General features: G+C 69.9%; 12 protein-coding genes and 3 pseudogenes. 9 read left to right on the top strand and 6 right to left on the bottom strand.

All coding sequences use genetic code 11. From position 1 onward, the window contains the following. Positions 1-40 precede the first annotated feature (40 nt). A pseudogene (locus ACWD1U_RS33620) lies at positions 41-270 on the top strand (IS21 family transposase); the annotation flags it as partial. Between the two features lie 112 nt (positions 271-382). On the opposite strand, the gene ACWD1U_RS33615 reads toward ACWD1U_RS33620, so the two are convergent. Then, positions 383-844, bottom strand: a complete 462-nt coding sequence (locus ACWD1U_RS33615; protein ID WP_451113144.1) for a hypothetical protein — start codon at positions 842-844, stop codon at positions 383-385. Positions 845-1,344: 500 nt separating this feature from the next. Further along, the gene (locus tag ACWD1U_RS33610) at positions 1,345-3,630 is read right to left on the bottom strand and encodes a catalase (protein WP_451113143.1); all 2,286 of its coding nucleotides are present in this window, start codon (positions 3,628-3,630) and stop codon (positions 1,345-1,347) included. A gap of 412 nt (positions 3,631-4,042) precedes the next feature. On the opposite strand from ACWD1U_RS33610, the pseudogene ACWD1U_RS33605 reads away from it, so the two are divergent. The 8 genes and pseudogenes from ACWD1U_RS33605 to ACWD1U_RS33570 form a co-directional block, all read left to right on the top strand. Further along, positions 4,043-4,185: pseudogene (locus tag ACWD1U_RS33605) on the top strand (IS5/IS1182 family transposase); the annotation flags it as partial. A 542-nt stretch (positions 4,186-4,727) separates the two neighbouring features. Next, entirely contained in the window at positions 4,728-4,994 is a 267-nt protein-coding gene (locus tag ACWD1U_RS33600) for a DNA alkylation repair protein (RefSeq protein WP_451113142.1), read from the top strand. 94 nt (positions 4,995-5,088) lie between these two features. Next, positions 5,089-5,286 carry a hypothetical protein gene (locus tag ACWD1U_RS33595; protein WP_451113141.1) on the top strand — a complete coding sequence of 66 codons (198 nt, stop codon included), beginning with the start codon at positions 5,089-5,091 and terminating at the stop codon, positions 5,284-5,286. Positions 5,287-5,544: 258 nt separating this feature from the next. Then, on the top strand, positions 5,545-6,276 hold the full coding sequence (locus tag ACWD1U_RS33590; protein WP_451113140.1) for a phosphotransferase: 732 nt from the start codon (positions 5,545-5,547) through the stop codon (positions 6,274-6,276). Positions 6,277-6,482: 206 nt separating this feature from the next. After that, positions 6,483-7,859: a pyridoxal phosphate-dependent decarboxylase family protein gene (locus ACWD1U_RS33585; protein WP_451113139.1), complete on the top strand. Its 1,377-nt coding sequence runs from the start codon at positions 6,483-6,485 to the stop codon at positions 7,857-7,859. A 70-nt stretch (positions 7,860-7,929) separates the two neighbouring features. Beyond that, positions 7,930-8,145, top strand: a complete 216-nt coding sequence (locus ACWD1U_RS33580; RefSeq protein WP_451113138.1) for a hypothetical protein — start codon at positions 7,930-7,932, stop codon at positions 8,143-8,145. 576 nt (positions 8,146-8,721) lie between these two features. After that, positions 8,722-9,822: a calcium:proton antiporter gene (locus ACWD1U_RS33575; protein WP_451113137.1), complete on the top strand. Its 1,101-nt coding sequence runs from the start codon at positions 8,722-8,724 to the stop codon at positions 9,820-9,822. A 385-nt stretch (positions 9,823-10,207) separates the two neighbouring features. Further along, entirely contained in the window at positions 10,208-10,618 is a 411-nt protein-coding gene (locus ACWD1U_RS33570) for a hypothetical protein (RefSeq protein ID WP_451113136.1), read from the top strand. 255 nt (positions 10,619-10,873) lie between these two features. On the opposite strand, the pseudogene ACWD1U_RS33565 reads toward ACWD1U_RS33570, so the two are convergent. The 4 genes and pseudogenes from ACWD1U_RS33565 to ACWD1U_RS33550 form a co-directional block, all read right to left on the bottom strand. Then, a pseudogene (locus ACWD1U_RS33565) lies at positions 10,874-11,148 on the bottom strand (transposase); the annotation flags it as partial. 83 nt (positions 11,149-11,231) lie between these two features. Continuing rightward, a complete protein-coding gene (locus ACWD1U_RS33560) occupies positions 11,232-11,519 on the bottom strand; it encodes a hypothetical protein (RefSeq protein ID WP_451113135.1) in 288 nt (95 codons plus the stop codon). Positions 11,520-11,762: 243 nt separating this feature from the next. After that, positions 11,763-13,163 (bottom strand): hypothetical protein, encoded by a 1,401-nt coding sequence (locus ACWD1U_RS33555; protein ID WP_451113134.1) that lies wholly within the window; start codon positions 13,161-13,163, stop codon positions 11,763-11,765. Continuing rightward, entirely contained in the window at positions 13,160-14,434 is a 1,275-nt protein-coding gene (locus ACWD1U_RS33550) for a glycosyltransferase (RefSeq protein ID WP_451113133.1), read from the bottom strand. Before ACWD1U_RS33550 ends, ACWD1U_RS33555 begins: the two co-directional genes overlap by 4 nt. Positions 14,435-14,931: the final 497 nt, after the last annotated feature.

The raw sequence follows: 14,931 nt of genomic DNA, 5'->3' as shown, positions 1-14,931 counted from the left end.
CAGGAAGTACCTGGCGCCGGCGGAGTCGGCCGGGATCACTATCCCGCGCCGTCTGGTGCCGGACAACCTGAAGACCGGGGTGGGCAAGCCGGTCCTCTACAACCCGCAGAGCAACAAGTCGTCTGCCGAACGTGCCTCCCACTACGACACGTTGGTGGATCCGGCTCGCGCCTCGAAGCCGAAGGACAAGCCCAGAGTCGAGCGGCCCATGCCCTATGTCCCGATTCGTTCTGGAGCGGGTGGACGTTCACCACGCTTGAGCAGGTGCAGGCCGGGGGCCCTGCTCTGGGCGAAGATGGTCTCCTGACGCTTCTGAGGGCCGGGGGCGGCAACGCCGGCCGTGGCCGTGCCGCGCTGCCGTCGCCCCCCGGCCCTCCCGCGTTCAGCTCATCGCGGGCCAGAACTGCACGAGATACTTCTCTACGCCTTTGCCAGTGCCTTCTTGCTCCGACAGGGCCGCGGTCTCCTTGCGCCCGGTGCAGTTCGCCCGTACGCGCCACGAGCCGCCCGAGTCGGAGAGCGTGATCAGGTCATCGGCGCGACCCATGGACCATACGGCCACTTCACCGCTGGTCGACTCGAAGTCGGCCTCGGCCTGCTCGTCCCACTGCTGGGGGTCCTGAGAGGGAGGCTCTGCGTCCCATACCTCGACAGTGACCGAAGCGGTGTGCGTGTGGCCGGCACTGTAGAAGTCAAGACGTCCGGGGAAGGCGTTCAGGAACACGCCGTCCGCGAAGTCGTCAGGGAACGGGACGGGCAGATCAGCGTCATCGGACTCCTGGAACCCGAAGCAGTGGTACGACACATCCGCATCGACATGTTGCTGCCGGACAAGCTCGGCCATAAGAGCTCCCTTGGCGCGACAAGCCACTGATCATCCTCGTGATGGTAAGCGGATTCACCCTAGAGCGCGTTGACATGGGCTTTCAGGACGCTGAGAGGCCGTACCTGACACGCCAGGTGATAGCTGGCTCCATCAGGTGGCAGGACTGCCATGGATTCCGTGGGGGATCACTTGCACTCCGGCAACCTGTCCACGGTGCTCGACGGCGGGCCACTCGTCGCCCCGTGAGGTCACCGTCCGGCCTGAACGCCCGGGACGGACTGACCGTCTGACACCTCAACGCAACGCGCTCCTTACCGACCGCGCAGGCGTCCACTGCAGGGCCGGATGTCTCGTCGGCGCCGTCGAAGCGGTAGCGCCCGGGGTTCCGGCCGTGACGGGCCGCCGTCGCCGAAGTACCCCACTGTGGGCCGTACGCCTCGTCTCTCCCCCCTCGTGGTGGATGGCCTTCGCCGGGCCGGGGGTCGCGCGTACGTCGCCCCCGGCCGCGCGCGTGCCGGTCAGACGCCGGCGACGGCTGTGAAGCGTTCCCACACCCGATGGGAACCCATTAGCTCCTGCACCTGCTCCAGCGCGGCGGTCCCGCTGCCGACGACCACCACCCCTGGCGCGTCAGCGGGCACCCCGGCCCGGTCGAGGGCGTGCTCACCGCCGGCCCAGGCGCCGATCGCCTTGCCGTGCCGGAATGCCTCCGACAGCAGCAGACTCACCCGGGGATCGGCCGCGGCGGGCACGGTGCCGGAGGGGTACGCCTTGGCGTCGCGGGATCCGTACGCGTCGCTGCCCACCGTGGGCGTACCGGCCAGCAGCAGCGCGTCGAACTCGACGGACCGTGCGGTGGCGTACGTCCGCTGGGCCGTCACCGCGCCGTCGCCCGAGCCCAGGACGCCACCCGTGGGCGCGATGACCAGCGGGACCATGCCCGCGTCGAGGATCACCTCTCGTACCGCGCGCACGCCGTCCAGGTCGCCATTCGGTCCGGTGACGATGCCGATGATGCGGCCGTCCGCCGGCCAGGTGTGGCCGACCTGGGACAGCGCGGGGCTCGGCTCGACATCGGCCAGCGGCATGGTCGGCCCTGGCGCGGGCAGGCCGAGGCCCTCGGCGACGCCCGCGCAGAGTTCGGGGTCGATGTTGGCCAGGACCTGAAGTGCCCGCTCCTTGACGGCCTGTTCATAGCACTTGCCGAGTTCGAAGGTGTAGGCGCCGATGATGTGCTCGCGCTCCACCGGGCTCATGCTCAGCCAGAACCGGCGGGGCTGGCTGAAGTGGTCGGAGAACGACTCGGGAGCCGCGCGTACCTTCGTCGCCTCCGGCACACGCACGGGGGTCTCGATGTACGCGCCGGCGTCCGCGCCCGCCAGGAACGGGCAGCCGCCATCGAGCGAGTTGGGCCGGTACGGCGCGACGCCCCGGTGCACGGCCGTCTGGTGCATGCCGTCGCGCAGCATGTCGTTGACGGGTGCGTGCGGCCGGTTGATGGGCAGCTGCGGGAAGTTGGGCCCGCCCAGGCGGGTGATCTGCGTGTCCAGGTAGGAGAACAGGCGCCCGGCGAGCAGCGGGTCGTCGGTGATGTCGATGCCCGGGACGAGGTGGCCGACGTGGAAGGCGACCTGCTCGGTCTCGGCGAAGTAGTTCGACGGATTGCGGTTGAGTGTCAGCAACCCGATCGGCTGCACGGGGGCGAGTTCCTCGGGGACGATGTTCGTCGGGTCGAGCAGGTCGATGCCCTCGAAGGTCTGTTCCGGGGTGTCGGGGAAGGTCTGGATGCCCAGCTCCCACTCCGGGTAGGCGCCCGCCTCGATGGCGTCGGCGAGGTCCCGGCGGTGGAAGTCCGGGTCGACGCCGCCGGCGATCTGCGCTTCCTCCCACACCAGGGAGTGGACGCCCAGTTTCGGCTTCCAGTGGAACTTCACCAGCGTCGTGGAGCCGTCTGCGGCCACCAGCCGGAAGGTGTGGACGCCGAAACCCTCCATCATCCGGTACGAGCGCGGGATGCCGCGGTCGGACATGTTCCACAGGGTGTGGTGCGTGGCCTCCGTGTGCAGGGTGACGAAGTCCCAGAAGGTGTCGTGGGCGCTCTGTGCCTGCGGGATCTCCCGGTCCGGGTGCGGCTTGCCCGCGTGGATGACGTCCGGGAACTTGATCGCGTCCTGGATGAAGAAGACGGGGATGTTGTTCCCGACCAGGTCGAAGACGCCTTCGTCGGTGTAGAACTTGGTCGCGAAACCCCTCGTGTCACGCACGGTGTCGGCAGAGCCCCGGGACCCGAGCACCGTGGAGAACCGTACGAAGACCGGTGTCTCCACGTCCTTGGCGAGGAACGCGGCCTTCGTCACGGAGGCCGCGGTACCGTAGCTCCGGAACACTCCGTGTGCCGCCGCGCCGCGGGCGTGGACCACGCGCTCCGGGATGCGCTCGTGGTCGAAGTGCATGACCTTCTCGCGAAGGTGATGGTCCTGCAGCAGCACCGGCCCGCGCGGTCCGGCCTTGAGCGAGTGGTCGGTGTCGTACAGCCGCGCGCCCTGAGCGGTGGTCAGGTACGCCCCGGACTGGGCCGCCCGCGCCTGGGCGTCACCGGTCGGCTGGCCCGTCGGCGACATGGTCTCCGGGCCGCTCTGGTCCGGCTTCGGCGGCAGCGGCTCGCGGGGTTCGGTCGGCTCGGCGACGGACGGCGACTCGGGACCGGGCTTTCCGGGAATCCCTTCCTCCGGACCCGTCCCGCCACCCTGCACGGCCTCGGTGACCTTCTCGGCTGCCCGCTTGAGGGGATTAGGCTGGCTCATCGATGTATCGATTCCTCTGATCTCGACCGGCCACGGTCACCGTGGCCACGCGTGTCGGAGTGTGGTGAAGGCCGACGGGTGGGCCCACTCGAGCGAGACATTTCCCGAATCATCCGGAATGGGCGTTCGCCTGCCAACTTGTCACAGCGCGATCACCCACACACCGGGCGCGTGCCAGGGGAGTGAACCGCCCCGGCAGGCCATGGTCCGAACTCCGCTCCCATGCCCCTCGCTCCTCTTCCTGCCCGATGGCTGTGACCGCCACGACTGCGTACCCAGGCATCAGGACTCAAGGCATGCGGAATGCGTCGGCTGCGACGACAGGGACGGAGAAAGGCATCGGCGGGCGCGGGCAACGCGCTCGGTACGGCCGTCGGGGCGTGGCTGCGCTCCCGGGCGCCGGAGAAACCCGGAGTCAACCGCCCACCGCTGGTTCTTGATCTGGTCGAGAGCCGGCGTCTCGGGCCGACTACCCGAAACCGTGCTGCACCGACTGAACGACGCCGGCCTGATGAACGCATCCTCGACACCGCGCACGTCAGGGCCAACAGGGGGCGAACTCAAAGGCCCCGGTAGCCGCCGTCAGTGACGGTGGTCATCCGGGCCGACCATGACCTTTGCCTTCTAGCCGTTGCGGTTGCCGGGCACTGGCCTGTCGACGGCGACGACCAAACTGCTTGCCGCGTCCAGCACGATCTGGTGATCGGTGGAGCAGCGGTCGTACCCGCAAGGGAGCGGAAGCCGGCCGTCGACCCGGGCGTGCTCCCTTACGTACGGTCGATATGACCGAGGTCGCGGACAACGCGGTGACGAGACTCCCGCTCGGGCGCCGCCGTGTCTCCCATCCGGTCGTGGAGTGACCCGCGAGATCAGGTGGTACACACGGTTATTCAGGGCCGCGACGCAAGCCCGCATATTGCAGTGCTCGCTGCTTGTGGCGAACCGGGCAGCCCCCACCGGGGCACTGCTGTCGGAGGACAAGGCGCGCGTCACCAGGTGGACTATGCGGAGCTGTCCAGCGCAACGGGCATGCGAGGAATGCGTGCGGCGATGGCGGGTTGCATAGGCGTGGGCATGTCGTCGGCCGACCGCGGGCAGTGGTAAACCATGGCTTCGGACAGTTCTTCGAGCTGCCGCTGTCACACGTCTTCGACAACTGCGTCCGGCTGATGCACGACGATCACGCCTACGTGCAGAAGGGCTGCGGCTGGCTGCTCAAGGTCACCGCCGAGGTCCATCCCGACGAGGTGGCCGAGTTCCTGCGCACCTGGCACACCGACATGCCCCGCGACACGTTCCGGTACGCGGTGGAGAAGATGGACCCGCGGCTGCGACGGTCCTTGATGGCACTGGGTCAGGGGTGACGCGATGAGCCCGCCCGGCCGCTACGTCCACCGGCGGGGCGTTCGCTGCGAGTCGGCCTGCCCCATGCGCCGCCTCGCGGCCGGCGGATGAGAGGTGGACGAGGAGATCGTGTCCGGGCTGGACGTGGACGGAGGTTTCGGCTTCTCGTTCTTACCGGCGAACGGCAACGCGCCGGACATCGCCGTCGGCAAACAGGCGATCATGCCGCTTCGGGCGTCGCGGCTGATGGGCGTCGAGGTCGCACCCCGAAGTCCGGTACGGGCCTGGCCGAGCCGTTCGCCGAGCCCCTGATTCTGGCCCACGCCGTCCACTCCACGCCCGCAGCACACCGGTAGCCGCACCGCCACGCACGGGTGCGCATCGCGTGCGCGCGCCGCGCACCGGCCGGTGCGCACCGTCTGGAGTGAGCCCTCACCATCTTGACGTCGCAGGTCAAAGGGCTGGTGTGCTCGTCTGTCGGGGTGCTCGCTGGTCGTGGGCGGCAGTCTGCGGAGTAGATCATCTGCGGAGTTGCCTTGGGGGGAGGTAGCGATCAGGCAGTGTGGATGGATGCCTGAGTCGCCCTTGCCTGGAGGTTTTGTCAATGCGGTCGTCCGTGTCGGGGACACGGTGCGCCGTCCAGCCTCGTCGAAGTTCGTGGGTGATCTGCTGAGGTTGCTCGAAGCCGGCGGCTGGAGTGGTGCTCCGCGGTATCTCGGTGTGGACGACGAGGGCCGTGAAGTCCTCAGCCACCTCGAGGGTCACGTGGCATGGGAGCCGCGACAACCTGCTGCTGTCTCATCCGACGAGAGTCTGGTGACGGTCGCCCGGCTCGTCCGGGAGTTCCATGACCTGACGACCGGCACTCCGCTGGCCAGGGATCAAGAGGTCGTGTGTCACAACGACCTGTCGCCCAAGAACACGGTCTATCAGCTGTGCGGTGGCGAGCTTCGGCCAGTGGCGTTCATCGACTGGGACCTTGCGGCACCGGGCGCGCGGATCCACGACATCGCTCATGTCTGCTGGCAGTACCTCGATCTGGGCCCTTCGGTCACCGACGTCCAGGAGGCAGCGCGCCGCATGAGGCTGATCGTCGACAGCTACGAGTTGTCGGACCGGCGACGTCTCGTGCCCACGATCTTGTGGTGGCAGGACCGGTGCTGGCGGGGCATCGAGACCCAGGCCGATGCCGGTGACGTCGCCATGGCCCGGCTCCGTGACGCAGGGGCGGTGAGGCAAGTCCAGGCGGCCTGTCAGTGGGTTTCCGATCACCGGGGTGCTCTGGAACGCTCAGTGCAGTGAGCGCGTGGGTAACGGCCGCACTCGGTTCGCCGTCCCTCCCGTGGCGGTCGGACGGCCTTCCCCGATCCGGCGCACACTGGATCCCGAACCGCCGGTACGGATCACCGCGCGGCGCGCGGAACACGCGGGGCTGAGGGACCGGAGAGAAGTCCAATGTCCCCCCTTTGGCCGTTCCCGGCCGCTCGAGGGGTGGTTACGGTCTGGCCATGGACGAGCTGACAAGGATCTTGCATCGCGCTGCCGAGCACGCCGCCGCCTACCGCCGCTCGCTGTCCGAGCGGCCGGTGGCGCGGCCCGTCGACTACGCAGCTCTGCGCGCCGCGTTCTCCCGCCCGCTGGACCGCTCGCCCGCCGACCCGCTCACGGTGGTGGACGAGTTGGTTGCCGCCGCCGAGACCGGACTCGTCGCCACCGCGGGGCCGCGGTTCTTCGGGTTCGTCGTCGGCGGGGCGCTGCCCGCGGCCACCGCCGCGGAGATCCTCGCGGCCGGATGGGACCAGAACGCCTTCAACGCAGCGCTCTCGCCCGCCGCCCTCGCCGCCGAGGAGGCGGCGGGCGGCTGGCTGAAGGACCTGCTCGGCATCCCGGCCACGGCGTCCACGGGGTTCGTCACCGGCGGGCAGGCGGCCAACACGGCAGGGCTCGCGGCAGCCCGGCAGCATCTGCTCACCGAGGCCGGCTGGGACGTCGGGCGAAAGGGGCTGGGCGGCGCCCCGCGCCTGCGGGCGGTCGCGGGCGAGGAGCGGCACGCCACCATCGATCGTTCGCTGCGGCTGCTCGGCCTGGGCACCGACTGCCTGGAGACGGTCCGCACCGATGGACGCGGCGCCCTCGACACCGACGACCTGCGCCGCGTGCTGGCGTCCGACCCGGACACGCCGGCGATCGTCTGCACCCAGGCGGGCAACGTGAACACCGGCGCCTGCGACGACCTCCGTACCGCCTGCGAGCTCACCCACGCCCACGGCGGCTGGGTGCACGTCGACGGCGCCTTCGGCCTGTGGGCGGCCGCGAGCCCGGCGACCCGCCACCTCGTCGACGGCGTCGAACTGGCCGACTCCTGGGCCTGCGACGGCCACAAGTGGCTTAACGTGCCCTACGACTGCGGCTACGCCTTCTGCTCCCGCCCCGCCGTCCACGCCGGCGCTCTGTCGTACACCGCCTCCTACCTCACCCGCGCCGACGGTAGTCCGGCCGGCGGCGCCGACTACACCGCCGAGTCCTCCCGCCGCGCACGCGGCTTCGCAACCTGGGCGGCGCTGCGTGAACTCGGCCGTGACGGCGTCGCCCAACTCGTGGACCGCTGCTGCTCCCTCGCCCGCCGCTTCGCCGACGGCCTGTCCGGGGCGGGCTTCGAGGTGGTCAACGACGTGACGCTCAACCAGGTCCTCGTCAGCTTCGGCGACGACGCCCGCACCGACCACGTCGTGCAGGCAGTGCAGAATGACGGCACCTGCTGGATGGGCGCAACCACCTGGCGCGGCCGGCGGCTGATGCGAATCTCGGTATCCGGCCACGCCACGACAGAGGCCGACGTCGACCGGTCGATCGCGGCGATCGTGCGGCTGGCACGGGCGTCGTAAATTCGGCGGCACTCGTGGGGCCGAGTCACGCACCACGCTGGACACATGGAGATGACCGGGACGGACGCTCGTGGCTGACCCGACACGAGCCTCCGTCAACACCGGCACCGGGTCCCGCCGCCACGGAGCGGCCGTGCACGACTTCCGGCTGTGGTCGCGGATCTACCCGCCGGCCGGACGCGCGGGTTACCCGCCGATAGCGTTCGTCTTCACCGGCAAGACCGCCGCGCAGCGCGAGAGCCCGATGCTGCGCCTGGAAGAGGGCGGCCGCTTGGGGTACTTGTGACACCGGGAGTGGTGCGCAGCGAAGCGCGGAGCACCTCTCCCGGTGCTTCTGTGGGTGCTGGCTGGCCCGACCGGGGGGGGGCCGGGCCCGGAGGCCAGCGGTCCCGTTGCGGAACCGCCGAAAACATAACGGGGCACCACGGCCGGATAGAGACACCTGTGGACGCACCCACGAGGTTCGTGCGGATCATCGATATCGAGAGACCGCATCGACGAGATGCGGGAGCCGGCCCATGAGACGGAACAACGCCTCGCGGAGCGCAGCCGTGGGCCCCACGCGCCGTTTCATCCGCACGGACGGGGGCAATCGAACCGCTACCTCGTAGTGATCGAGTTCGACTCCCACGAGGCCGTCCTGCGTAACAGCGGCGACCCCGAGACGACCGAGTGCGCGGAGCAGATGGCCGCACCGTGCACCAGGCGGCCGTCCTTCACGGCCTGCGACGTATAGGAGATGACCAGGGTGTCGCGTAGCGACATACAAGACACGAAGGCCCCGCATTCGGAGGGCGCGGGGCCTCCTGACAGCGCCACAGACCGGGATGCGAACCCCGAACACCTCGGCGACGATCGCTCCGTGATCGCTCTGCTCAGGCCGCTCATGACCCGGTGGACGTCCCTCGTGCCGGTGCTCGCGGTCGTCCTGCTGGCCTTCACCTGGGGACGGGACCTGCCCGGCGCGGTCGTCGCCCTGGTGACGCTGGTCCTCGCGGGAGCCGTCCTGTCCGCCGTACACCACGCCGAAGTCGTCGCCCACCGCGTCGGCGAACCGTTCGGCTCGCTCGTCCTCGCGGTTGCCGTGACGATCATCGAGGTCGCCCTGATCGTGACCCTGATGGCGGACGGCGGGGACAAGAGTTCCACCCTCGCCCGGGACACGGTCTTCGCCGCCGTGATGATCACCTGCAACGGCATCGTCGGGCTGTGTCTGCTGGCCGCCTCTCTGCGGCACCGGACGGCGGTGTTCAATCCTGAGGGCACCGGGGCGGCGCTCGCGACCGTCGCCACCTTGGCCACGCTCAGCCTGGTGCTGCCGACGTTCACTACCAGCAAGCCGGGCCCGGAGTTCTCCACCGTGCAGCTCACGTTCGCCGCGGTGTCCTCGCTGGTTCTGTACGGTTTGTTCGTGGCGACCCAGACGGTGCGGCACCGCGACTACTTCCTCCCCGTCAGCCGGCAGGGCGACGTGATCGCCGCGGACGACCACGCCGACGCACCCTCCGCCCGCACCGCACTGATCAGCCTCGGACTGCTGTGCCTGGCGCTGATCGGCGTGGTGGGCCTGGCCAAAGGGGTGTCGCCCACCATCGAGTCCGGGGTGGCGGCCGCCGATCTGCCGCACGCCGTCGTCGGCGTGATCATCGCCATGCTGGTGCTGCTTCCCGAGACGATCGCCGCACTGCGCTCCGCCCACCGTGACCGCGTGCAGACCAGCCTGAACCTCGCGCTCGGCTCGGCGATGGCCAGCATCGGCCTGACCATCCCGGCGGTCGCTCTGGCCTCCCTCTGGCTCTCCGGCCCGCTCGTCCTCGGCCTCGATCCCACCCACATGGTGCTGCTCGCGCTGACGGTGGTGGTGAGCTCGCTGACGGTAGTGCCAGGGCGGGCGACGCCGCTGCAGGGAGGCGTTCATCTGGTGCTGTTCGCGGCGTACCTGGAGCTCGCGATCAATCCGTAGCCGCAGTATCCGCATCTTCATGGACGGGTAATTTCGAGGCGGAGCGGTGACGGTGGGAGTTGCCCTGCCGGTGTTCAGCTCGTGGCTGGACCGCGAGAACCGCGGGCCGTCCCCCGATGACGCCATCCTTGCGGACATCTGCAAGCCGCCTGCACCCCCGACCGCCTCCCCAACCGGTCGGCGAATGCTGCTGAGGTGAACCAACTCAAGGCGTGCTGCAGGCCAGTACGGTTGCCCGCCGTAGACGTCGACGGAGCCGTACCCGACACCCGCCAAGGTGAAGGACCTGCGCTGGTGCGGCTCCCAGCATGTCCTCCCCAACGCAACACGATTCGTTACGTACCGGGCTGGGGCGGAACCATTGCCTCCATGATGGAGTCGAACAGTGACCTGGTGGCAGGGAGTCCAAAACCGCATTCACAGGCGTCGGCGACCCAGGAGACTCCGCAGAGCAACCGAGGACACCGGGCATCGCCGGCCCTCCCGGCTGACAGATGCCGCAGTCGCGCTGCTCCTGGCGGTAGCCGATGCGCTGGCCCTGGCCGGCGCTGCCCTGTTCACGTTCCTGCTCGGGATGTCGCGCTCGGAGCCACCGGGAGACGGGCCCACAAGTGACCAGCCTGTGCCGTTCTTTCATCTGACCCTGGTCTGGATCATCCCCGCTGCACTCGCCGTGTCGTGCTACGCCCACGCACGGCTGCGCATGCCCCTCACCAGCGCCGTTCAAGGACTGTTCTTCATCATCGGCACAACGCTGGCCACCGGACAAACGAGGATGCTGCTGTCCTTCACCTGATGCAACCCGGCTCGGAGCGCAGGCAGTACAGCCGCCGTGTCGACACACCCCTTGCACCCGTCGGCAGGTACCGGCACGCTATACGACTGGCCGTCCAGGCACCTCGGTTCCACGGTGTCAGCGGCAGCGCTGCTGCGCCGCATTCCGGCTTGTCCGGCTGCGGTTTGCAGCAGGTCGGGGCACCGCCCCACCCCAGGCCCCGGTCCGGGTGAGGTCCTTCAGCCAGATCAGCGACGCGCGCAGGTGAAGGCCGACGAGGGTCCACCTCGCACCGCTCGTGGCTTCCGCGATCACGCCCTCCAGCAGGGCCTCGAAAACGCCTGCATCTCGCCACTGCCGAAAGCGGTTGTGCACGTGGACCCAGGCGCCGAACTCCTGCGGCATCTCCCGCCACGGCGAGCCGGTCTCGAACCGCCAAATCACGCCCTCGAACTGCTGCCGCAGCCGCTCGGGGTACGGACCGTAGTCCCCGATGGGCAGGTACGCCCGATGAACTCCCACTCAGGATCCGTCGATTGCACTCGCGTCACGTCAGAAGATCTACCCTTCCAGGCCGCGTCGCGAGGGCGAAGCCCCGTGGCTGCCACCGCCCGCCTTTAGAGTGCAACCGAGCTCAGCCGAGACCACGATGAGCGGCCCACAACGCCCCGGCACGGCTGGCAGCGTCGGCGACCAGGGCCGCAAGTTCGGGTTTGTCGGGGACAGGGAACGAGACGTATGCGCCCCGACCACCATTGACTGGCCGGCCATAGGCCTTTACAGCGAGGTGACCGTCCGGGAGAAGCCGGACGTTGAGTGTGGTCAGCGTAAACGCTTCACCGCGTCGAGTGTCTGTCCAGCGGAGCGCCTGCGGGATCGTGACATTGATCGCCAGAGCACTCACTTCCAGGTCGCTGCTCATGGACGGATGATCTCACGCGAGTCGCCGCAGGGGGCCGCTACCGCCGTATGGAGCAGGCAGTTTGATCACGACTCGATACGCGCCGTAGTACTCCAGCAGTACTTTGATGCCGTACATGGAGTGGGGCATGCGCCGGGCGCTGCACTTCTCGGGCCCGGACGCGAAGGCATTCGGGAGCCGTCGGCGCCAAAGTGGACCTCGGGGGCCGCATAGCCCTACCGCCCTGAGCCGCACAGCCGGCCGTCATGGACGCACGACGACGGTCCATCCTGGGTTGTAGGTGTCCGGCACCGGAAAACGTGGCCAGTCGCGGGCCCAGTGCGGTGGCTTCCGCTCGCGAAGGACCAGCGCACTGGGGTGCGCCGGGGGATCCGTCTCCGTGACGGAGCAGCCCGCGGTGTGGGCGATGGGAATCGTCGAACTGTTCCCCGCGAGGACACACGGCGGGTGCACCCCGTGCTCGCGCAGCACGCCCTCGATCCGGCCCCAGTCCCCGCGGGCCCGCTGCTGGATGCCCGCATGAGTGTGGACGAGACCGACCTGGATGCCCCAGTGCCCGAGGAGTGCCAGAGCGAGCACCGCGGCTGTCGGCAGCGAACCGCGGGTGCGGGCCCGGTGGACGACGGCGAGGAGCCCGACAGCGGCAGGGAGCGCCAGCAGGGCGTAGGCCGGCAGCAGGAACCGCGGCGCGGCGTAGGGGACGAGGAAGAGATACGGGGCTGCCGTGGCCACCGCCACCGCCACGGACAGCCACAGCGGCGCGGCGGACCTGCGCGCCCGGCGCTCCGTCCACAGCCCCAGGCCGACCAGCAGCGGCAGCAGCACCCACCACTCCGTCACGGGCAGCTGAACGCTGTCGCCCGTACAGGGACGGCACAGCAGCGGGCCGTCCAGCGCGGTGAGATGGGCGCGCGGGGAGAAGACGGCCCGCAGACCGCCCTGGACCTCGTCGGCCTCCGCGAGCCGGTTCCGCACCCCGCCGAACCGCACCTCGGCCTCGACGACCCAGGGCAGCGCACCCGCCACGACTCCGGCCGCCACGGCCGACAGGCGCCCCCGGAGGCGGCCGTGGCCGCGCAGTGCGGGCATCAGTACGGCGGCCAGGAGCAGCGGCGCGGCGACGGCCACACCGTCGTTGGGCCGCATCAGGGTCACCACCGCCAGGCCTGCCGCGACACCCGCGTACCGGGGACGCGGTGCGAGGAAACAGCCCAGCGCGGCGGTGGCACCCATCGCGGTGTAGTGGTTCGGCATCGCGGAACCGGCGTAGAACAGGGTGATCCACAGGCTGCCGTACAGCCCGGCCGCCACCCACACTGCCGACGGGCGGTGCACGATGCGCAGCCAGGGCCGGAATCCCAGCCAGAGCGCACCGCCGGCCAGCAGGAGCAGCCACACCCTGAGCAGCACTGTCGAGTCACTCCAGGAGGCGACCGGAGCAAGCAGCAGGGGGACCCCGCGGGTACGCGGGGCGCTGAACGGGGTCGCGGGACCGTACGGGCCGAAGCGGCTGGCGTACACGATCTCGTCCCAGCCGAGCGGCAGGGTGAGCGGTACGAGGACGGCCGACAGCAGACAGAACCCGGCAACCACGATCCACAGCATCCGCTGTGCCGACGAGGCCGCTGTGCGATCCGCGTTCATCCGACCCACCCCAGCTTGCGCCGCCCGCGGCGCACCGCTCCGCGGGCGAGGATGCCTGCCGTCGCGGCGAGCACGGTGGCACGGTCGCGCCAGTCGGCCGGTCCGGGCGGTGGAGCGGACCGCTCGGCCCGCTCCTCCACCAGGGTGCTGAACAGCCGCTCGTAGCGGTCGGCGACGCCCTCCGGGGTGAATCGTTTCGCCGCACTGGCCAGGGCGGCCCTTCCCATCTCCGCACGCCGTCCGTCGTCCCGCATCAGTGCCAGCAGTGCGTCGGCCACGCCCCGGGTGCTGTCGCGTGGGACGAGACAGCCGTCCACACCGTGGCGGATGATCTCGCCGGGCCCGTGGGGGCAGTCGGTGCTCACCACGGGCAGGCCGCAGCGCATGGCTTCCACGATCGTCATCCCGAACGACTCGTGCGCGGAGGTCACCGCGGCGATGGAGCCCTTGGCCCACTCGGCCTCGATGGGAGTGGCCGAACCCATCAGGAAGACCCGGTCGCTCAGGCCGTGGTGGGCTATCCGGTCGGCTATCCGGGCGCGTTCCGCGCCGTCCCCGTAGATGCGCAGGGTCCAGTCGGGGCAGGCCGCACCGGCCAGGGCGAACGCGTCGACCAGCATCTCGTACCGCTTGACGCGGGCCAGCCGTCCCGCCGCGACGACGACCTTGGCCGCCGCGTCGGCCGGCGGCACCGAGGGTTCGGGGACGCTGTTGGGGATGGCCAGCACCCGGGTGCGCGGCAGCCGCATGCCGCGCCGGTGGGCGCGCGCGTCGGCCTCGGTCATGGTGACCAGCGCGTCGAGACCGCCGTACCAGCGTTGGAGTTCCGTCCGCAGCCGGTGCGAGTGGTTGTCGTGGGTGAGGTGTTCCTGGCCGACGAGCACGGCATGTCGTGGTCCGAAGCGGGCCAGCAGCGCGTTGAGTCCGGCCCTGGTGCCCACGACGACGTCGGCGTCCGTCTCCCGGAGCCAGTCGATGACCCGCTGCTCGGCGAGCCGGTGGTACTGGTGCGAGCGGCTGTCCCCCTTCGGGAAGACCTCCCCGGTCCGCCGGGCGAGGGGGTCCGCCGCGTCCGCGAATCCCTCGCGCCGGTCCACCAGGGCCCGCAGCGGCACCTCCGGCGACCGTCCCAGCCGTGGTGTTTCGCGGTGCCGGAAGACCGACACGAGTTCCACCTGATGTCGCCCGGCGAGCGTGTCGGCGAGTGTCATGCTCGTCCGTACGGTGCCGCCCATCGCGTAGGCGTTGTGCAGCAGGAAGGCGATGCGCACGTGCGGCGTCCCCCGGTTTCCTTGTGATGTGGCTGGTCAGAGCCGCTGTGTTCACCTTCGGCGAGGCAACTGCACCCGTGCTGTCCGGTACGTTCCTGGCCGCGCTCGCCTCCGTCCCAACCCTGCTGGCCAGAGCCGGCGGAGACGGGTGCTGGGCTGCGCGAGCCGCCGCACCGGCACGAGGACAACAGATCGCTGACGTCTGCTCTGTGCGCTCACCGGAGATGACAGGCACCTCGGGTGTACAGATGCATCATCTGGCCCAGGGGTTCCTCAGCCCCGAAGCCCGCTCACCGTGACGAGGGATCTGAAGCAATGATCGTCTTCACGGATTGCCTCCCGCGGCAGGCGGAGACGTCGAGGCCCGCTCCCTCCGTGCCCCTGACACGGCGCTCCACGTGATCCCGGAACAGACCAGCGGCCGCACGCCGCCCCGCGCCCGCCGAGTGGCGGACGGCGGGTGACTGTAGACGCCGAGATCTTGGGAGGCGCTGGCG

It is taken from the genome of Streptomyces sp. NPDC002788, from assembly GCF_053592115.1.
This window is presented reverse-complemented; position numbering and strand designations above follow the sequence as displayed.